This window comes from Segeticoccus sp. (assembly GCF_035708005.1).
On sequence record NZ_DASSTI010000174.1, the window covers coordinates 1 to 19,225 of the forward strand.

The following is a 19,225-nucleotide window of genomic DNA, read 5'->3' on the forward strand; positions in this document are numbered from 1 at the left end:
GCCGACGTCGTACGCCGGATCGCAGAGGAAACCGTCCGGATCGGTGAACACGTAGCCGGCGACGGCACCCGGACGATTGGTCCGCAGCCGCAGTGCGTTGCCGGGGTGCGGGTCGCCGTGGACCACCACCCGGCGCGCAGCACCGGCCCTGCGCTCGGCACAGTCCAACGCCCGCTCGATCACCCGCCGCGAGCACGGACCGCCCAATGCAGGCCAGAGCTCTTCGATCATCCGCGCGAGTTCCTCGGCCTTGTCCCAGGTCTGATCGCGGTGGTCGTCGACCGGCACCTGCCAGGCCACGGGCAGCAGTCGCCACAACACGTCGAGCCGGAAGCCGGGATCGCCGATCGTCTCCAGCCGGGGACCGAGACCCTCGAGCAGCATCGCCCGGACGTCGGGCGCCGAGCGCAGCAGCCTGACATAGCCATGGCCGTCGGCAGCCGCCAGCAGCCGGTTCTGATCATGGAACCCGACGTACGGCGGAGCGATCTTGATCACCGCGGGCGTTCCGTCGGAGCAGGTCACTGCGACAACCAGTGCTGCCGTGCCGCCGCCCATCACCGACCCCGGCCGGACGTCCCATCCGGCGCACAACCCGGCGAGTACGTCATCCAGCCCGGCCAGCCAGGCCTCGGCACCCTGGTTGATCGCCCGGGTCCGGACAGCGTCCGGGATCGGCAACACGGCTCGGGTCGATCAGCCGTTCATGATCTTGCGCATCAGCTCAGCGGTCTCACTCGGCGTCTTGCCGACCTTGACCCCGGCCGCCTCGAGCGCTTCCTTCTTGGCGGCGGCCGTCCCGGAGGAGCCGGAGACGATGGCGCCGGCGTGGCCCATCGTCTTGCCCTCGGGCGCCGTGAAGCCGGCGACGTACCCGACGACCGGCTTGGTGACGTGGGCCTTGATGTACTCCGCGGCCCGCTCCTCGGCGTCGCCACCGATCTCACCGATCATGACGATCGCGTCGGTGTCGGGGTCGGCCTCGAACGCCTCGAGCGCGTCGATGTGGGTGGTGCCGATGATCGGGTCGCCACCGATGCCGACCGCCGAGGAGAAGCCGAACTCCCGCAGCTCGTACATCATCTGGTAGGTCAGCGTCCCGGACTTGGACACGAGCCCGATCCGGCCGCCCTCGGCGATGTCGGCGGGGATGATGCCGGCGTTGGACTGCCCGGGGCTGATCAGTCCGGGGCAGTTCGGACCGATGATCCGGGTGGTGCCCGCCTGCTGGGCGTAGGTGAAGAACTCCGCGGTGTCCTTGACCGCGACGCCTTCGGTGATCACCACGACCAGGGGCATCGTGGCGTCGACGGCCTCCACGACCGCGGACTTGGTGAACTTCGCGGGCACGAAGATGACCGACACGTTGGCGCCGGTCTCCTTCATGGCGTCGGCGACGGTGCCGAAGACGGGAACCGTGTGACCCCCGTCGAAGTCGACCTGCTGTCCGGCCTTCTTCGGGTTCACGCCCCCGACGATGTTGGTGCCCGAGTTGAGCATCCGCTGGGTGTGCTTCATGCCCTCGGAGCCGGTCATGCCCTGGACGATGACCTTGGACTCGCCGTTCAGAAAGATTGCCATTGCTTCGCTATCCCGTCCCTCTTACTTGCTCGCGGCGAGCTCGGCAGCCTTGCGGGCCGCGCCATCCATGGTCTCTTCGATGCTGACGAGCGGGTGCGCGGCCTCGGCCAGGATGCGCCGACCCTCCTCGACGTTGTTGCCGTCCAGCCGGACGACCAGCGGCTTGGTGGCCTGGTCGCCGAGCGCGCCCAGTGCGCCGACGATGCCGTTGGCGACGGCGTCGCACGCCGTGATGCCACCGAAGACGTTGACGAAGACGCTCTTGACCTGCTCGTCGCCGAGGATGACGTGCAGCCCGTTGGCCATCACCTCGGCCGAGGCGCCGCCGCCGATGTCGAGGAAGTTGGCCGGCTTCGGGTGCCCTTCGACGGACTCCCCGGCGTACGCGACGACGTCGAGGGTCGACATGACCAGGCCCGCGCCGTTGCCGATGATGCCCACCGAGCCGTCGAGCTTGACGTAGTTCAGCCCCTTGGCCTTGGCCTCGGCCTCGAGCGGGTCAGCGGACGCCTTGTCCTCCAGCGTGGCGTGGTCGGGGTGCCGGAAGGCGGCGTTGTCGTCGAGGGTGACCTTCGCGTCGAGCGCGACGATGTCACCGTCCTGGGTCTTGATGAGCGGGTTGACCTCGACGAGGGTCGCGTCCTCGTCGCGGTAGACCGTCCACAGCTGCTGGATGACGTCGGCGATCTTGCCCTTGACGTCCTCCTCGAAGCCGGCCGCGTCCACGATCTCCTTCGCCTTCGCGGCGTCGATCCCGACGATCGGGTCGACGGCCACCTTCGCGAGGGCCTCCGGCCGCTCCACCGCGAGCTGCTCGATCTCCATGCCGCCCTCCTTGCTGGCCATGGCCAGGTAGGAGCGGTTGGCGCGGTCGAGCAGGACGGAGAAGTAGTACTCCTCGGCGATCTGGGCGCCCTGGGCGATCATCACGCGGTGGACGGTATGGCCCTTGATGTCCATGCCGAGGATGGCCTGGGCGGCGGCCTCGACCTCCTCGGGGCTCTTGGCCACCTTGACCCCGCCGGCCTTGCCACGGCCACCGGTCTTCACCTGCGCCTTGACCACGACCACGCCGCCGCTCTTGGCGCCGATCGTCTCCGCCGCAGCCTTGGCGTCCTCCACGGTCTCGGCGACCGCGCCGTCGAGCACGGGAACCCCGTGCTTCTCGAACACATCGCGCGCTTGGTACTCGAACAGATCCACGAGCTCTTTCCTTGTCCGTCGGCGTACATCGGTGTGCCGGAGGTGGGTCGTCGGCACGGTGGTCGTCGTCGTCCGGTCACCGCGTCGAGCCTGCTGCGACCGGGGACATCCAAGCGGAGGATAGTCCCCTCCGGAGGGATCCTGAGGCGCCGGTCCGCCGTCCAAGCGGCATGATGGCGGCGATGAGCACCCTCCTCCGTGTCCTCCTCGGTATGCCGGCCGCGGTGACCGCGGTGCTGCTCCTCACGGCGTGCGGCCCCTCTGCCACACCGGCTTCCGGCGGTTCCGCGGCGTCGCAGGAGACCACGGCCACCGAGCCGTCGACGGCCGCGGCTGACGACGACAGCCGGGCCGATGTGTTTCCGCTCACGCTGGTGCGTCGGGGCGGGATCGCGGGGTTCCACGACCGGTTGCGCATCCACGCGGACGGCTCGGTGACCTTCCGTCGCGCTGGCGCCGCGGAGCAGCGCTGCCGACTCGACCCGGACCTGCTGGACACCCTGCGACAGGCGGCTGCCCAGGTCCGCTGGCCCGCACGCACCCTGCCCTCGACCACCGCGACGTATGCCGACGAGCTCGTCGTGGTCGTGCAGAGTCCCCGAGGTGCCGCGCGCCTCGACACGCCCGCGGTGCAGGCCCTGCAGGACCCGCTCACCCGGCTGCTCGGGGACGTGAGCCGCCCCGCCGGCCAGCGGGAGCTGTGCGGGCCGCTGAGCTGACCCGTCAGCTGACGGTGAGCGACGTGTCGTCCACGACGAAGCTGGTCTGGTAGTAGGCGTCCTCGTTCATGACGAACTTCACCTGGACGCTCTGTCCGAGGTACTTGCTGACGTCCACAGAGACCTGGTGGTAGGTGCCACCATCGGCGTCGAGGTTGGAGTACGACTTCAGCGTGTGCGCGGTACCGCCGGAGACGACCTGCACCTTCATCGTGTCGTAGGCGCCGGAGGGGTAGTCGTCGGTGTCGACCGCCAGCCAGTAGGACAGCGTGGCCTTCGACGCCGTGGAGGCCGACGGGAGGGTCACGCTCTGCGACTCGTTCTCGCTCGCCGTCCGGCCGTTGCCGCCGAGCCACAGCTTCCAGGTGCCGCTGTGTGCGCGGCGGCCGGAGTTGTTCGTGATCGGGCCGCTCGTGCCGGTCCAGCTGACCGCACCGGACTCGAAGCCGGGGTTCTTGAGCAGGTTGCTGCCCGAGGGCGGCGGAGTGGTGCCGCCGCTGCAGCTCTGGCTGCCGGCCGGCACGGAGATCGCGCTGAAGGCGGCCTGCACGCCGGCGCACTCGGTGCCGTCGCCGTACAGCTCCTTCGCCGAGGCGATCGCCCCGTCGCGGGCGTCGGTGTAGGTGCTGTACGGGCCGAGCTTGGTGGCCAGCGTGTGGTACCAGATCTTCTCGGCCTTCACGTGCCCAATGCCCTGCACGGTGGAGCCGTTGCAGGTCGGGCTGTTGTAGGAGACCCCGTTGATCGTCTTGGCGCCGGAGCCCTCGGAGGCGAGGTAGAACCAGTGGTTCAGGGGCGCCGAGGCGTAGTGCGGGTCGAGGTTCTTGACGTTGGAGGAGTAGCAGTTCGGGTACTGCGTGCCGGCCCGGGACGGCTTGTCCATGTAGCGCAGCGGTGTCCCGTCGCCGTTGATGTTGATCTCCTCGCCGATGAGGTAGTCGGGCACGTCGTTCGGGTTGTTGGCGTACCACTCGACCGCCGTGCCGAAGATGTCGCTCGTCGCCTCGTTGAGGCCGCCTGCGTCACCGCTGTAGGTCAGACCCGCGGTGTTCTCGGTGACGCCGTGGCTCATCTCGTGGCCGGCAACGTCCAGCTCCACCAGCGGGTGCTGGTTGTTCGCACCGTCGCCGTAGGTCATCTGGGTGCCGTCCCAGAACGCGTTGACGTAGTTGTTGCCGTAGTGCACGCGGGAGCGGGCGCCGCTCCCGTTGTCCCAGATGCCGGCCCGTCCCATGACGTTCTGGTAGAAGTCGTAGGTCATCTCGGCGCCGTACTGGGCGTCGACGCCCGCGGACTCAGGGTTGCTCTGGGAGCCGTTGCCCCAGTCGTCGTCGGCGCCGGTGAAGATGCTGCCGGTTCCTGAGGTCGCACCGCGCAGGTTGGTGGTGTAGTTCCCGACCGAGTCCTTGACCTGGTAGCCGGAGCTCGCGGGCTGCGTCCCGATCTGGACGTTCCCGACGAAGATGCCGTGCCCGGTGCCGGTCTCGACCTCGTCGTGGCTCGCCAGTGTCGCGCCGGTGTGGGCATCGACGTAGGTGTGCAGCCTCGTGGGCGTCTGGTCGGCGGTGACACCCTGGGTCAGCACGTCGTAGGCGAGGTGCGGACGGCCGTCCTGCGTCACGAAGACGACGAGCCGGTGGCTGTCGACGCGCTCCCCCTTGACTGCCGAAGTCGCTTGGAGTCCCTTCGCCTTCGCGCTGGCGAGCGAGACTGCCGGCGTCGTGGACGCGACGGCGACCTTGCCCTGCCCGACGGCCCAGTCGACGTGCTGCACGGCCCCGGCGCGGGAGCGTTCGACCACCACGTCGCCGTGCACCACGGGCAGACCGGCGAAGGTGCGGCTGTAGCGGACGTAGTAGGACCCGCTGGGGTTGGGCACGATGCCCGTCACCGTGAGCCGCTGCTGTGCGCCGAGGCCCAGGTCACGGGCCATCGTCGCGGCCGCACCCTGTTCGGTCCGGATCGACGGCGCCGGGTGGTCACTGCTGGGCGGGGCCGCGGACGCGGTGGTGTCCGGCACGAGTGCCGCAGCCGCCACCAGCGCGCCCAAGGCCACGCCGGAGGACAAGCGCTTCATTCGTTGATCTCCTCACTGTCCGGCCATCGGGGCCGATGGCCGCGTCGGACTGTGTCGGCCGACGTCGTGAGGGGTCAACGGTTCTTACCGAATCTTGGTGCAACGCTGGGGAACTCACTGCCTCCGCTACACCCGACACGCCTGTGCGGAGGCTTGGGCAAAGATTCCGTCGCGCACCCGGGTCACCCCAGCGCGAGCGCGCGCAGCCGGGTGCTGCTGCCGTTGAACACGTCCTGGTCCATCGGCGTCGAGGCGTACTGCCAGAACGTGTGGTAGGACCAGCCTCCCGGCAGCGTGCCGGGGCTGGCGGCATAGCGCGCGATCCACAGCGGGTTGGTGCCGCTGAAGGCCGAGGTGTTGCCGGTGCAGGTCCGCCACCAGTCGGTGGTCGTGTAGATGATGGCATCGCGTCCGGTGCGGGCTCGGTACTGGTTGACGAAGCTGCTGATCCAGCTGCGCATCCGCGCCCGCGACATGCCGTAGCAGGTACCGCTGTAGGGGTTGTACTCGATGTCCAGGACGCCGGGCAGGGTCTTGCCGTCCCGCGACCAGCCGCCACCATGGTCAACGAAGTAGTTGGCCTGGGTGGCGCCGGAGGAGACGTTGGGCAGGGCGAAGTGGTAGGCGCCGCGGGTCATGCCGACGTCGTAGGAGCCGACGTACTGCTGCGCGAAGTACGGGTTGTGGTAGCCGGTGCCCTCGGTGGCCTTGACGTAGGCGAAGCGCTTGCCCGCCGACCACTGCCGGCTCCAGTCCACGTTGCCCTGGTGGCTGGAGACGTCGATCCCCCGCACGCCGGAGGGAGCGCTGGCCGTGAGCTGCGGTGCGGCCAGCTGGGACGCCTGACGCCGCGCGGACCAGCCCATGTACGCCTGTCCCGGACGGTCGATGCCGACACTGCGCGCGGCCGCCGACGGCCGGTGCGGTGCGTCGAGGGTCGGCGCCGCACCCGCCGACGTGGCGAGCACCGGCACGGTGAGTGCCGCGACGGTCACCGCGGATGCCGCGGCGGCCAGCACGGAGCGGAATCGGGGGGCGCGGCTGTGGTGAGCGGACATGGACAGCCCTTCGTCGTCATACCGGATGGGGCGACGCCGCAGGAACGCGACGGCGGCCAGAACCTGACTGTAGGGACCGGCGCGCACCCACGGGTGACGAAAGGACAGCGCGACACCAGAAGATTGGTCAAGAGGGCGCGCCCGGAGAGGGCGCCGGCCGCCGCCGGATCAGGCGGGGGTCTCCTCGTGCTGGACGTGCTCGCGCACCCAGCCCACGATCTCCTGCGTCGTGGCGCCGGGGGTGAAGATCTTCGCGACGCCCATCTCCATAAGCTGGGGCATGTCGTCGTCCGGGACGATGCCGCCGCCGAAGATGACGATGTCCTCGGCGTCGCGCTCCTTGAGCAGCTCCAGCACCTTGGCGAACAGGGTCATGTGGGCTCCGGAGAGGACCGAGAGCCCGATGGCGTCGGCATCCTCCTGGATGGCCGCCTCGACGATCTGCTCCGGGGTCTGGTGCAGCCCGGTGTAGACGACCTCCATGCCGGCGTCCCGCAGGGCGCGGGCCACCACCTTGGCACCACGGTCGTGCCCGTCGAGCCCGGGCTTGGCCACCACGACGCGCAGCGGGGAGGAGGACGACGAAGACGCTGTCATGCTGCGCAGACTAACGCCTGCCGGGAGCCCGATCGATCGGCCCGTGCCCGGCAGGCTAGGGTCGTGGCGCCCCTGTCCGCGCCACCCCGGTGGCGCGCGCCCTGTCCATCCCGAGGTCCTCGTGCGTCGTTCCAGGTATGCCGGGCAGCACCGTGCGCCCGGCGCCCCCCGCCGGCCGCGCCGACGCCGCTGGAGCCTGGTGCTGCCGTCCCTGGCGGCCGGCGTGCTCCTGGTCTCCACGACCGGCGCGACGCTGGGCTCGGGGACCCTCGGCGCCCGGCCCTCGTCGAACGGGGTGTCCGTCGCCGACTCCACGGTTGCCCCGACCGACCTGCTTGCCGGGAACACCTCACCGAGCCCCACCCGGCCGCCGGAGGTGCTGCGCGCGGACGAGCCGGCCTCGCGGAACCACGCGCGCCCGGCGCAGGATGCCCACGAAGAGGGTGCCGGTGCACGGGCGCAGCAGCGTGCTCGTGCGCAGCGGGCCCGGGATCGGGAGCGACGGGCGGAGGCACACCGGTGGGTGCGCCCGGCGGACGGGCGGCTGACCTCGCGGTTCGGCTACCGGTGGGGGCGCCTGCACGCGGGCGTCGACCTCGCCGTGCCGGTGGGGACACCGCTGCGGGCGATGTCGAGCGGCACGGTGACGAAGGCCGGCTGGGACGGCGGCGGTGGGTTCGTCGTGGCCGTTCGGCAGTGGGACGGCACGGTCATCATGTTCCTGCACCTGTCCCGTGGCGTCGTGCAGGTCGGACAGCGCGTGCGCCCCGGCCAGCTCGTGGGGTACTCCGGAAGCACCGGGCACTCCACCGGGCCGCACCTGCACCTCGAGGTGCACCCTCGGGGCGGTGACCCCGTCGACCCGCTGCCCTGGTTGGCCCGGCACCACGTCCGGCTCTGATCAGATCTTCTCCACGGGGGCGTAGCGCAGCAGCAGCCGCTTGACGCCCGCCTCGCCACCGAAGTCGACGTGCGCCATCGCCTTGTCCCCGCTGCCCTCGACCCGGACCACCGTGCCGAGCCCGAACGAGTCGTGCGTGACGCGGTCCCCCGCATCGAGGCTGATGACCTGCCGGGTGCCCGGTGAGCGCACCCCCGGTCGCGCTGCGAGCCGTGCCACGGCCGGCGTGGCGGACGGGCGGGTGCCGGTGGACTCGGTCCGTTGCCAGTCGATGAGCTCGTCCGGGATCTCGTCGAGGAACCGGGAGGGTGGGTTGTACTGAGGCGCGCCCCACGCCGAACGGACCACCGCGCGGGACAGGTGCAGCCGCTCGCGGGCGCGGGTGATGCCGACGTAGGCGAGTCGGCGCTCCTCCTCCAGCTCCCGTGGGTCGCCGAGCGCCCGCAGGTGCGGGAACGTGCCGTCCTCCATGCCGGTGAGGAAGACGACGGGGAACTCCAGCCCCTTGGCGGTGTGCAGCGTCATCAGGGTGACGACGCCCTGCTCCTGCGCCTCCTCGTTGTCCGGGATCTCGTCGGCGTCCGCCACCAGCGAGACCTGCTCGAGGAAGTCGTCGAGCGAGCTCTCGGCACCGGTGCCGTTCGCCTCGTCGAACTCCCGCGCGACCGCGACCAGTTCGTTGAGGTTCTCCACCCGCGTCTCGTCCTGCGGGTCGTGGCTCTTGCGCAGCTCGTCGAGGTAGCCGGTCTGCTCCAGCACCGCCTCGAGCAGGTCAGCGACGCCCGCCCCGCCCTCACGGACCGTCTGGAGCGCCTCGAGCAGCGAGGTGAAGGCCTTGATGCAGGTCACCGACCTGGTGGCGATGCCGGGCGCGTCCTCGGGCCGGCCGAGGGCCGCGATGAAGGCGATCCGCTCCCGCTCGGCGAGCGCCGAGATGCAGGCCTCGGCGCGGTCCCCGATCCCGCGCTTGGGCACGTTGAGGATGCGGCGCAAGTTGACGGTGTCGGCCGGGTTCGCGATGACGCGCAGGTAGGCGAGCGCGTCCTTGACCTCCCGGCGCTCGTAGAACCGGGTGCCCCCGACCACCTTGTAGGGCAGTCCGACGCGGACGAAGACCTCCTCGATCGCCCGTGACTGGGCGTTGGTGCGGTAGAAGACGGCCACATCCCGCGGCTTGACGCCGTGCTCGTCGGCGAGCCGGTCGATCTGCCGCGCGACGAACGCTGCCTCGTCGTGCTCGGAGTCGGCGACGTAGCCGATGATCGGCGCTCCGTCACCGGCGTCGGTCCACAGGTTCTTCGGGCGGCGACCCTCGTTGCGGGCGATCACGGCGTTGGCGGCCCGCAGGATGGTCTGCGTCGACCGGTAGTTCTGCTCCAGCAGGATCGTCGTGGCGTGGGGGTAGTCCTGCTCGAACTCTGTGATGTTGCGGATCGTCGCGCCGCGGAAGGCATAGATCGACTGGTCGGCGTCCCCGACCACGGCCAGCTCCGCCGGCGCCACGGCCGGCCCGTCCTGCTCGGCCGCGCCGGCAGCTCCACCGACCCCGCCGCCGACGAGCTCGCGGACCAGGACGTACTGCGCGTGGTTGGTGTCCTGGTACTCGTCCACCAGGACGTGCCGGAACCGCCGGTGGTAGTGCTCGGCGACCTCCGGGAAGGCCTGCAGGATGTTGACCGTCGTCATGATGAGGTCGTCGAAGTCCAGGGCGTTGGCCTGCCGCAGCCGCCGCTGGTAGTTCGCGTAGGCCTCCGCGAGCACCTGGTCCTGGTGCGTGCCGTCAGCGGCCCGGGCGGCGTAGGTCTCCTCGTCGACGAGCTCGTTCTTGAGGTTGCTGACCTGCGCCGAGAACGACCGCGGCGGGTAGCGCTTGGGGTCGAGGTTCATGTCCCGCAGGACCATGCTCATCAACCGCTGGCTGTCGGCCGCGTCGTAGATCGAAAAGCTGGACTTCAGCCCGACCTTGGTCGCCTCCCGGCGCAGGATGCGCACGCAGGCCGAGTGGAAGGTCGACACCCACATCGCCTTGGACCGGCCACCGACCAGCGCCTCCACGCGTTCGCGCATCTCCGCGGCGGCCTTGTTGGTGAAGGTGATCGCGAGGATCTGGCCCGGCTGCGCGCCGCGCTCGGCGAGGAGGTAGGCGATCCGGTGCGTCAGCACGCGGGTCTTGCCGGAGCCCGCGCCTGCCACGATCAGCAGCGGGCTGCCGTGGTGGACCACCGCGGCGCGCTGCTGCGGGTTGAGCCCCTCCAGCAGGGTCGCCGAGTCGGTGGCGTCTCGCTCGCCCCACCAGGCCCGCACGGGCGGCTTCGCGGCGCCGCCGCTCGCTGCGGCCGCACTGGTGTCCCGGGCCCATGCAGGCACCCCATCCGGATCCACCTCCCCGGAGGCGGCTCGGGAAGACATTCCGGGCAAAGGCAGGTCGTCGAACAAGGTGCTCATCGTGGTCTCCACCCTAAGCCGAGGGCGGGACACCCCTCGCCCGTAGGCTGCCCCGGTGAGCACCCGGCATACCGGCAACGTCCGTCCCGCGACCCCCAGCGACGTCCCGGAGCTGATCCGGCTGGTCCGTGAGCTGGCCGTCTACGAGAAGGAGCCGCAGGCGGCAACCGCCACGGAGGCCGACTTCACGGCCTCCCTCTTCCCGCCGGACGGTGCCCCGGTGGCACATGCGCACGTCGCCGAGGCGGACGGCCGGGTCGTCGGTATGGCGCTCTGGTTCCTGTCGTTCTCGACGTGGACGGGGCGGCCCGGCATCTGGCTGGAGGACCTGTTCGTCGAACCCGAGCACCGCGGCACCGGCCTCGGCCGGGAGCTGCTCGCCACGCTGGCGGCACTGTGCGTGGAGCGGGGCTACACGCGGCTGGAGTGGTGGGTGCTCAACTGGAACGAGCCGTCGATCGGGTTCTACCGCGGCCTCGGCGCAGTCTCCCAGGACGAGTGGACGACGTTCCGGATGGACGGTGACGCGCTGCAGCGGCTGGGTGCACGCTGACGGCCGTCCTCGACCCCCGGGAGCAGCTGCGGCGGCTCGGTGCCCTCGCCGGCGGCTGGGTGCGCCGTGCCGGCTACCTGCGCAAGTGGGTGGTCCTCGGCACCGCGATCGGCGTGATCGCCGGCCTTGGTGCGGTCGCGTTCTACCTCGCGCTGGTCACCGCCGGCCACCTGCTCCTCGGGCTCATCGGCGGCTACGAGGTGCCCCGCCCGCTCGGCGAGGGCGGCGCCCACGGTTCCGGGCACTTCTCCCGTCCCTGGGCGGTCCCGTTGGTGGTCGGCCTCGGCGGGCTCCTGTCGGGCGCGCTCGTCTACGTCCTCGCCCCCGAGGCCGAGGGACACGGCACGGACGCGGCGATCAACGCCGTCCACCAGAACCCGCGGATGATCCGGGCCCGGGCCGTCCTGGTGAAGCTGGTCGCCTCGGCGATCACGATCGGCTCCGGCGGCTCCGGCGGCCGCGAGGGACCGACCGCCCAGATCTCGGCCGGCTTCGGATCCCTGCTGGCCCGCACCCTCAACCTGTCGCCCGAGGACGGCCGGATCGCCGTCTCGGTCGGCATCGGCTCCGGCATCGGCGCGATCTTCGGGGCACCGCTGGGCGGCGCGGTGCTGGCTGCCGACATCGTCTACCGGGACGACTTCGAGGAGCAGGCCCTGATCCCGGGGCTGATCAGCGCCGTGATCGCCTACACCGTGTTCGGGTTCACCATCGGCTGGACGCCGCTGTTCGGCTATGCCCTGCCGGGCTATGAGTTCCACGAGCCGGTCCAGCTGCTCTGGTTCGCCCTGATCGGCCTCGCGGCCGCCGGCACCGGATTGGTCTACAGCGGCACCTTCTACCGCGTGGTTTCCCTGACCAAGCGCACCCGCATCTCCTCGCTGTTCACGCCCGCGATCGGCGGGGTGCTGGTCGGCCTGCTCGCCCTGGCGATCCCGCAGGTCCTCGGCACCGGCTACGGCTGGGTCCAGGCCTCGCTCGACCGCGACGGGCTGATGTCGATCCCGTTGTGGATCGTGCTCCTGCTGCCGTTCGCCAAGGTCCTGGCGACGTCGCTGTCCATCGGCACCGGCGGCTCGGGCGGAATCTTCGGCCCCGGCATGATCATCGGCGGCTTCACCGGTGCGGCCGTCTGGCGGCTGCTCGAGGGATTCGGCCCCGGCGTGCCGCACAGCCCGGCGGCGTTCGTCATCGTCGGCATGATGGCCTGCTTCGGCGCCATCGCCCGGGCACCGCTGGCGATGATGCTCATGGTGGCGGAGATGACCGGCAGCCTCACCATCCTGCCGCCGGCCATGGTGGCGGTCGGCCTCGCCTACCTCATCGTCCGGAGCAGGGGGGACACCATCTACCGCAGCCAGCTGCGCAACCGGGAGGAGGCGCACTCGGCCCGGCTGCGCCTCGGCCTCCCGCTGCTGCGCCGGGTCCCGGTCACGTCCGCGATGGCCCCACCGCGGCTGGTGCTGCGCCAGTCCGACAGCCCGGCGCACGCCCGCGCGGCCCTCGCCGAGGCCGAGGTGCCGGGCGCGCCGGTCCTGGACCAGGAGTCCCGGTTCGTCGGCGTCGTGCACGCGCCCGACCTGCGCCACGCCGACAGCGACACGATCGGCCACCTCGTCGACAGCACCGCCGGGACCGTCCCCGAGAACGCCACGCTGGACGACGCCCTCGACGCGATCCCCACCGGCGGCCGGTGGATCACCGTCCTCGACGACGGCCGGCACGTCCTCGGCACCGTCGCCTACAGCGACATCGTCCGTGGCTACCGGCGGGCCATCCGCTCCGACGCCCGGCGGATGTCGCACGTGTCCGCGCACTCCAGCGTCGTCGAGCTGCGCGTCGGTCCCGACTCACCGCTCGGCGGCCGCCCGCTGAAGGAGAGCGCCCTCCCCCACGGCGCCGTGGTCGTGTCCGTGCAGCACGGGGACGCGCTGCACTTCGGGATCGGCACCCAGCCGCTGCACCCGGGCGATGTCGTGACCGTGCTGTCCCGCCCGGGCGTCGACGCCCAGCTCCGCCGGCTGCTGGATGCAGAGCAGCCGGCGACGCCGGCAGACGGGACGACCACCGTCGAGTGAGCCGGCAGACGGGACGACCACCGTCGAGTGAGCTGCCGCTGGCTACGCTGTGCGCCGTGACGCCGACCACCATGGCCACGGAGATGGCCGAGCAACCTGAGGCCATCGCCCGCACCCTGGCGGCCCTGCGGCCGCTGCGCCCACGGATCCGTGAGCTCGCGCAGGACCGCGGCCAGATCCTCTTCGTCGCCCGCGGCTCCTCCGACAACGCCGCGATCTATGCGCGCTACCTCCTCGAGGTGCACGCAGGTCGGGTCGCCTCCCTCGCCGCGCCCAGCGTGGCCACGCACTACCGCAGCCGGTTGGACCTCTCCGGCGCGTTGGTCGTCTCGATCTCGCAGTCGGGGCAGACCGAGGAGATCGTCCAGACCCAGGCGTGGGCGCGCGACTGCGGCGCCGCCACCATCGCGGTCACCAACGTCGCGGACAGCGCGCTGGCCCGCGAGGCGGACCTCGCCCTGCTCACCGAGGCCGGTCCCGAGCGGGCGGTCCCGGCGACCAAGACGTTCACCACCCAGCTCACGGCGGTGGCGGTGCTCGCCACCGCGCTGGCCGAGGACCCGAGTGCCCTCGACGCCGACCTCGACCGCGTGCCGGCTGCCATCGAGAAGCTGCTCGCCGAGCGCACCGGCGTCGACGCGGCGGCGACCGCGCTGTCCCGCACCAACGAGGTGCTCGTCAGCGGCCGGGGCCTCACCTTCGCCGCCGCGGTGGAGACCGCGCTGAAGCTCGAGGAGACGTGCCTGCGCCCGGTCCGGGGGCTGTCGTATGCCGACCTGCGGCACGGGCCGATCGCCATCGTCGACCCGCAGCTGGTCGCGATCGTCGTCGCGCCCCAGGACGGCCCGATGGTGTCCGGCCTCACCGAGCTGCTCGACGACCTGCACCAGCGCGGCGCGATCACCGTGGGAATCGGCGGCGACGCCGGGTTCGCCCAGGCTGCCGACGTGGCGGTGGCCGGCCCGGACCTGCCCGAGACCGTCGCGCCGCTGGCCCTCGTGGTGGCCGGTCAGCTCGTGGTCGAGACCCTCGCCCGCCAGCTCGGGCTCGACCCCGATGCCCCGCGCGGGCTGCACAAGGTGACCCAGACCGACCGGTGACGCGGCCGGCGCGACCACGTCTCACAGCGGGAGCAGCAGTGGCTCACAGCGTGGTGCCGGTGGACCGCGCTGTACTGGGTCGTGCCGCTGCGTCCGGTCCGCACAGCTCGGCGCGGCGCGGTGAAGGTGTCGAGGAGGCAGGGATGCACGAGGCAAGCGACCGATGGCGGTCACCGGGCGCCTCGTGGCGGCTCATCGGCATACTGCCGCTGACCGGCAGCGTGCTGCTCATCCTGGTCGGCGTCGCCGCGTTCCTGGACCTGGACCCCGGCGACACCTCGCCGGTGGTGGAGTGGGCGTCGACGAATATGCGCAACCTCGCCGGTCACCCGGTCGCCGCGATGCTGGCCAGCATGTTCGTGGTGAGGGGGTTCCCGTGGCTCGAGCTCATCCTGGTCGCGGCCGGCTGCGGCCTGACCGAGCGTCGCCTGGGTGTGTGTCGCACCATCGTCGTGGCACTGTCGGGGCAGGTGTTTGCCACGCTCGTCACCGAGTACGGTGCGGCGGTTCTCGGCGGGCTCCACCTGACCGCCGCTTCGTCCCCGACCCGGTCCGACGTGGGGATCTCCTACGCCATGTACGCCTTGCTGGGCGCGGCGGCCCTGCTCCTGCCGCGCCGGCTGCGCGCCATCGCGCTGTTCACGGTGGCTGCCTCGGTGGTGGTCCCCCTGATCACCGATCCGGACATGACCACCGCGGGCCACGTGCTGTCCGTCGCGTGTGGTGTCGCCACCCTCGCCGTGCTCTGCTGGCATCGCGCGGACGGCCTGCCGCTGGAGGACCAGCGCCGCACCTCACATCCAGCGTCGTGGAGTAGAACCAGATCGTGGGAAGGCCGTCCGCAGTCGCCCTCTATGTGGTCGCGATGGTCGTCACTGTGGTCGCGGTGGACGTCGCCCTCTTCCGGCACCACCTCTGGCCGCGGCTGATCGTCAACATCGGAATCGTCCTGGTGTTCATGGCGGTCTACTTCCGGTTCTTCAAGCGGCGGTGATCCCCCAGGCGCCCAGGTGGTCCGGTCCACCGAAGCTCCTGGCCCCCATGAGGTGCCCGGGGGTCCGCCGCACGAGGGTGGCCCAGCATGGCCCGAGCAGATCTACGGAGACTGGTCGTCCAGCGGAACCAGGTTGTGGTTCGTCCGGAACAGGTTGTCCGGGTCCCAGCGCCGTTTCAGTTCGGCGAGCCGTTGCGCCTTGGCGTCGCCGTAACCAGCCCTGACCTCGGCTTGACCGGTTCCCGGCTCGAAGTTGAGGTAGAGCCCACCCGTGAGAGCGGGCTCGAAGGCTGCGCTGAAGTTCCGGACCCACTCCATCTCGTGCTCGGTCGCGGAGTCGTCGCGCCAGCACGCGATGGGATGCGCCAGGTAGGGAGCCTTGCGGTTGCTCACCGCGGTGGCCTCCTCCGACACGTCAGCTATGGCACCACCGAGACGGAAGATGATGCCCTGCGTCATCGGCGAGCCGATGTCGCGTCCGCTCGCCAGGTAGGCCTCGATGACGTCGTCGGGCAGTCCGGTCACGTAGTGGCCACGGTGGTAGTTCCGCCACCCTCTGGGCGCGAACCCGTCGAGCATTGACTGCAGTGCCGTGTAGGGCATGGGCTGGATCAGGTCGATACCGCCCTCCATCACCTTGCGGAGCGGAGCCACGGCGTCCTCGGCATCGGAGGAGTCGCCGAGCCACGCCACGACCACGGCGAGGACCGGGCTGCCCACCAACTCGGGAGGCACGAAGTCCTCCGGTGGCGCCAGGACGGTCGCCAACGCCGTCACGAGCTCGCGTGGTGCCGCCTCGACGACGTCGCGGTAGGCCCGAGCGGCCTCCGCTGCGCGTGTCCCGTCGTTGGGCAGGACCAGCAGCCCGGCCATCATCAGCGGTGGGATCTGGTGGGTCTTGAAGGCGAAAGACGTGACGACACCGAAGTTGGCGCCGGCTCCTCGGAGCGCCGACATCAGCTCGGCGTCGGACTCGTCGGTGACGTGGACGAGCTCCCCCTTGGCCGTGACCAGATCCGCGCCCACGAGGTTGTCGCAGGACAGGCCGTACTTGGTGGACAGCCAGCCGTATCCCCCGCCCAGAGTGAAACCACCGATCCCGGTTGTGGTGACGCGTCCACCGGGAGTTGCCAGGCCGAGCATCTCCAGGTCGCGGTCGTACTCCCCCCAGAGCGTCCCGGGATTGGCGTGGGCGACGCCGGATTCGACATCGACATGCACGCCCTTGAGGCTGGACAGGTCGATGAGCACGCCACCCTCGACGGTTCCCAAGCCGGCCACCTGGTGACCCCCGCAGCGCACGGCCAGGGGCAGCCCCTGCTGGCGGGCGAAGCCCACGGCATCCCTCACGTCAGCCGCACCGGACGGCCGGATGATGAGCACCGGACGCCGATCGATGCTCCCGTTGTAGACCGCACGTGCCTCGTCATAGTCGGGATCTGCGGGGCGAATCGCCCTGCCCCTGAAGTTGTCTGGAAGTCCGACGTCCGTGACGACACTGACGCTCATGACTGACTTCCCGAAGTGCGCGTGATCAGCATGATGGTCCTCGATTTCGTTGCTGTTGGTTCTGGCCAGGGGTGACAGCGGCGCGTGTGCTGCAGCCGGCGCAGCACGACCGACTGCGGACATGGCCTGGTATGCCGTCGCAGCCACCGCTCTCGTTCGCCCAGCAAAGCAGGTGGCCGTCACAGCACCGTCACCGTTGACGCGGCTGCACCCCGACGGGACGATTGACGATGCGTCGAGGGAGCAGCCCGTGGACCAGCCGGCAGTGACGGTGGAACTTCTGGGCAGGTTTGGCTTCGCGGTCGACGGGCTGCCGCGGCAGTTGGGCCCGGCCCTGCAACGGTTGGTGGCGTTCCTCGCCGTGCACTCCTGGCCGAGCCGATACGTCATTGCGAGCATGCTCTGGCCCGATCACCGAGATGACGCCGCACTCGCCGCACTCCGCACTGCCGTGTGGCGGCTGCAGCACCAGGCGCCGGGAGCGCTGGACGCCGGTGCCCGCACGCTCTCGCTCTCTCCCCGCGTGCGGGTTGACCTCAACGATTGCCTCGCGTGGGCACACCGCATCATCCGCGACCCGGCGTCGGTCGACGACGACGAGTTGGAGTCGCCCACAACAAGCGCGGAACTGCTCCCAGGTTGGGACGACGACTGGCTGGAACCGGAGCGACAGCGACTGCACCAGCTGCACATCCACGCTCTGGAAACGGCGGCGGGAGAGCAACTCCGACGTGACCGCCCCGGGCAGGCCCTGGCGACGGCGTTTGCCGCCCTGCACGCGGACCCGTTGCGTGAATCGACCCACCGGCTGCTGATCCACATTCATCTGGCTGAGGGAAACGTCGATTCGGCCCTCCGCCAGTACCGAGCCTGCCGGGACGCGCTTCACGCCGAGCTGGGGGTGGCGCCGAGTACGGCGCTGACGGAACTGGTCACGCCCTACCTGTCACGAGTCGCCCCCGCCGCTGACACGTGACCGTGGCTCGCCGCCAACGCGGGTCTCCTCGGCCGTAGGGTCGGGCCCGTGATCTCCGACGCCACGGCCCGCCAGCTCACGCACCGCCTCGCCCAGGAGCAGTCGCAACGGCGGCTGCCGTCCGTGGCCGCGGCGCTCGTCCGCGGAGGCCAGCTCCTCTGGTCGGGGGCGGTCGGCGCCGTCGACGGCCTGCCCGACGGGACGCCAGCGACGACGGACACGCAGTACCGGATGGGCTCGATCACCAAGACCTTCACCGCAGTCCTGGTGATGCAGTTGCGGGATGAGGGGCTCGTCGACCTCGACGACCCGGTCGACCGGCACGTGCCGGACGCCGGGGTGCCGGGAGCAACCGTCGCCCAGCTGTTGAGCCACTCCTCGGGACTCCAGGCGGAGACCGACGGCTCCTGGTGGGAGCGCAGCCCGGGCCGCGAGTGGGGCGACCTCGCCGGTCACCTGGTCCAGCGGCACCGCCCGGGCCGGCGCCACCACTACTCCAACACCGGGTATGCCGTCCTCGGGCGACTCGTCGAACGTCACCGCGGTGACCCTTGGGCCGAGGTGCTGCGCGAGCGCGTGCTGGACCCACTGGGGATGGCGCGCACCACCTACCTGCCCGCCCAGCCGGCCGCGAGCGGGCTGGGCGTGCACCCCTTCGCCGACCTCGTCCTGCGCGAGGCGGTGCAGGACACCCGGGCGATGGCGCCGGCCGGGCAGCTGTGGTCCACGGTGGACGACCTGGCCCGGTGGGCCCGGTTCGTCGGCGGCGAGACCGGCGGCGTGCTCACGACCGACACGCTCGAGGAGATGCGGCAACCGATGGCCTGGCACGACGTGCCGGACGAGCCGTGGACCGCCGCGCACGGCCTGGGCATCCAGGTCTGGAACCGCGACGGCAGGCGGTACGCCGGCCACGGCGGCTCCATGCCGGGCTTCCTCGCCAACCTGCACGTCGGGCTCGACGACCCGCGACCGGACGGCGTGGTCACCATGGCGAACGCCACGACTGGGCTGTCCGGCGAGCTGGGCACCGACCTCCTGCGCATCCTCGCCGAGGGCGACCCCTCGAGCCCGCCGACCTGGCATGCCGTTGACGTCGACGCAGGCGTCCGCGAGCTGCTGGGCCTGTGGCACTGGGGCACCGCGCCGCACGAACTGCGCGCCGCGGGCGACGGACAGCTCGAGCTGCGCCCGATCGGGACCAGTGGACGCGGGTCGCGCTTCCGCCGGGACGGCAGCGGCGCCAACGCTTCCGGCTGGATCGGCCTCGACGGCTACTTCGCCGGGGAGCCGCTCGAGGTGCGGCACACACGCGAGGGCACGGCATACCTCGACGTGGCATCGTTCCGGTTCACGCGGGTGCCGTACCAGCCGGATGCGGACATCCCCGGCGGGGTCGACCAGGCCGGCTGGTACGCGTAGACCAACCGGTTC

At 71.0% G+C, this 19,225-nt stretch carries 16 protein-coding genes; 8 read left to right on the plus strand and 8 right to left on the minus strand.

The genetic code is table 11. The features are described from left to right. From VFL99_RS16440 to sucC, 3 genes are all read right to left on the minus strand, one after another. A partial coding sequence (locus VFL99_RS16440) for an aminoglycoside phosphotransferase family protein (RefSeq protein WP_325107437.1) occupies nucleotides 1–684 on the minus strand: 684 nt, incomplete at its 3' end. A gap of 12 nt (nucleotides 685–696) precedes the next feature. After that, nucleotides 697–1,581 (minus strand): succinate--CoA ligase subunit alpha, encoded by an 885-nt coding sequence (gene sucD / locus VFL99_RS16445; protein ID WP_325107438.1) that lies wholly within the window; start codon nucleotides 1,579–1,581, stop codon nucleotides 697–699. Nucleotides 1,582–1,602: 21 nt separating this feature from the next. Beyond that, a complete protein-coding gene (sucC, locus tag VFL99_RS16450; RefSeq protein WP_325107439.1) occupies nucleotides 1,603–2,784 on the minus strand; it encodes an ADP-forming succinate--CoA ligase subunit beta in 1,182 nt (393 codons plus the stop codon). Nucleotides 2,785–2,966: 182 nt separating this feature from the next. On the opposite strand from sucC, the gene VFL99_RS16455 reads away from it, so the two are divergent. Further along, nucleotides 2,967–3,503 (plus strand): hypothetical protein, encoded by a 537-nt coding sequence (locus VFL99_RS16455; protein WP_325107440.1) that lies wholly within the window; start codon nucleotides 2,967–2,969, stop codon nucleotides 3,501–3,503. A 4-nt stretch (nucleotides 3,504–3,507) separates the two neighbouring features. Here VFL99_RS16455 and VFL99_RS16460 read toward each other — a convergent pair whose 3' ends face one another. The 3 genes from VFL99_RS16460 to VFL99_RS16470 all read right to left on the minus strand — a co-directional run bounded on the left by VFL99_RS16460 (nucleotide 3,508) and on the right by VFL99_RS16470 (nucleotide 7,235). Continuing rightward, nucleotides 3,508–5,580 carry a M4 family metallopeptidase gene (locus VFL99_RS16460; RefSeq protein WP_325107441.1) on the minus strand — a complete coding sequence of 691 codons (2,073 nt, stop codon included), beginning with the start codon at nucleotides 5,578–5,580 and terminating at the stop codon, nucleotides 3,508–3,510. A gap of 182 nt (nucleotides 5,581–5,762) precedes the next feature. Further along, on the minus strand, nucleotides 5,763–6,638 hold the full coding sequence (locus tag VFL99_RS16465; protein WP_325107442.1) for a lysozyme: 876 nt from the start codon (nucleotides 6,636–6,638) through the stop codon (nucleotides 5,763–5,765). A 168-nt stretch (nucleotides 6,639–6,806) separates the two neighbouring features. Continuing rightward, complete coding sequence (locus VFL99_RS16470) at nucleotides 6,807–7,235, minus strand: cobalamin B12-binding domain-containing protein (RefSeq protein ID WP_325107443.1); 429 nt, start codon at nucleotides 7,233–7,235, stop codon at nucleotides 6,807–6,809. Between the two features lie 121 nt (nucleotides 7,236–7,356). Here VFL99_RS16470 and VFL99_RS16475 point away from each other — a divergent pair, with 121 nt between their 5' ends. Further along, on the plus strand, nucleotides 7,357–8,136 hold the full coding sequence (locus VFL99_RS16475) for a M23 family metallopeptidase (protein WP_325107444.1): 780 nt from the start codon (nucleotides 7,357–7,359) through the stop codon (nucleotides 8,134–8,136). Here VFL99_RS16475 and pcrA read toward each other — a convergent pair whose 3' ends face one another. After that, entirely contained in the window at nucleotides 8,137–10,581 is a 2,445-nt protein-coding gene (gene pcrA, locus VFL99_RS16480) for a DNA helicase PcrA (RefSeq protein ID WP_325107445.1), read from the minus strand. 55 nt (nucleotides 10,582–10,636) lie between these two features. Between pcrA and VFL99_RS16485 the strand changes: the two genes are divergently transcribed. The 4 genes from VFL99_RS16485 (at nucleotide 10,637) to VFL99_RS16500 (ending at nucleotide 15,241) form a co-directional block, all read left to right on the plus strand. Continuing rightward, on the plus strand, nucleotides 10,637–11,134 hold the full coding sequence (locus VFL99_RS16485) for a GNAT family N-acetyltransferase (RefSeq protein WP_325107446.1): 498 nt from the start codon (nucleotides 10,637–10,639) through the stop codon (nucleotides 11,132–11,134). Nucleotides 11,135–11,193: 59 nt separating this feature from the next. Next, entirely contained in the window at nucleotides 11,194–13,212 is a 2,019-nt protein-coding gene (locus tag VFL99_RS16490) for a chloride channel protein (RefSeq protein ID WP_325107447.1), read from the plus strand. Between the two features lie 56 nt (nucleotides 13,213–13,268). Beyond that, nucleotides 13,269–14,312: an SIS domain-containing protein gene (locus VFL99_RS16495; RefSeq protein WP_325107448.1), complete on the plus strand. Its 1,044-nt coding sequence runs from the start codon at nucleotides 13,269–13,271 to the stop codon at nucleotides 14,310–14,312. 143 nt (nucleotides 14,313–14,455) lie between these two features. Then, nucleotides 14,456–15,241: a rhomboid-like protein gene (locus VFL99_RS16500; protein ID WP_325107449.1), complete on the plus strand. Its 786-nt coding sequence runs from the start codon at nucleotides 14,456–14,458 to the stop codon at nucleotides 15,239–15,241. A gap of 167 nt (nucleotides 15,242–15,408) precedes the next feature. Here VFL99_RS16500 and VFL99_RS16505 read toward each other — a convergent pair whose 3' ends face one another. After that, nucleotides 15,409–16,815 carry an FAD-binding oxidoreductase gene (locus VFL99_RS16505; RefSeq protein WP_325107450.1) on the minus strand — a complete coding sequence of 469 codons (1,407 nt, stop codon included), beginning with the start codon at nucleotides 16,813–16,815 and terminating at the stop codon, nucleotides 15,409–15,411. 250 nt (nucleotides 16,816–17,065) lie between these two features. Here VFL99_RS16505 and VFL99_RS16510 point away from each other — a divergent pair, with 250 nt between their 5' ends. Further along, complete coding sequence (locus VFL99_RS16510) at nucleotides 17,066–17,791, plus strand: AfsR/SARP family transcriptional regulator (RefSeq protein ID WP_325107451.1); 726 nt, start codon at nucleotides 17,066–17,068, stop codon at nucleotides 17,789–17,791. 48 nt (nucleotides 17,792–17,839) lie between these two features. Further along, complete coding sequence (locus tag VFL99_RS16515) at nucleotides 17,840–19,213, plus strand: serine hydrolase domain-containing protein (protein WP_325107452.1); 1,374 nt, start codon at nucleotides 17,840–17,842, stop codon at nucleotides 19,211–19,213. Nucleotides 19,214–19,225 lie beyond the last annotated feature (12 nt).

What these genes read in the sequence shown, in the direction of transcription:
- sucD (WP_325107438.1), bottom strand. Translation starts at nt 1,581, where the DNA reads ATGGCAATCTTTCTGAACGGCGAGTCCAAGGTCATCGTCCAGGGCATG.
- VFL99_RS16455 (WP_325107440.1), top strand. Translation starts at nt 2,967, where the DNA reads ATGAGCACCCTCCTCCGTGTCCTCCTCGGTATGCCGGCCGCGGTGACC.
- VFL99_RS16460 (WP_325107441.1), bottom strand. Translation starts at nt 5,580, where the DNA reads ATGAAGCGCTTGTCCTCCGGCGTGGCCTTGGGCGCGCTGGTGGCGGCT.
- VFL99_RS16465 (WP_325107442.1), bottom strand. Translation starts at nt 6,638, where the DNA reads ATGTCCGCTCACCACAGCCGCGCCCCCCGATTCCGCTCCGTGCTGGCC.
- VFL99_RS16470 (WP_325107443.1), bottom strand. Translation starts at nt 7,235, where the DNA reads ATGACAGCGTCTTCGTCGTCCTCCTCCCCGCTGCGCGTCGTGGTGGCC.
- pcrA (WP_325107445.1), bottom strand. Translation starts at nt 10,581, where the DNA reads ATGAGCACCTTGTTCGACGACCTGCCTTTGCCCGGAATGTCTTCCCGA.
- VFL99_RS16500 (WP_325107449.1), top strand. Translation starts at nt 14,456, where the DNA reads ATGCACGAGGCAAGCGACCGATGGCGGTCACCGGGCGCCTCGTGGCGG.
- VFL99_RS16505 (WP_325107450.1), bottom strand. Translation starts at nt 16,815, where the DNA reads ATGAGCGTCAGTGTCGTCACGGACGTCGGACTTCCAGACAACTTCAGG.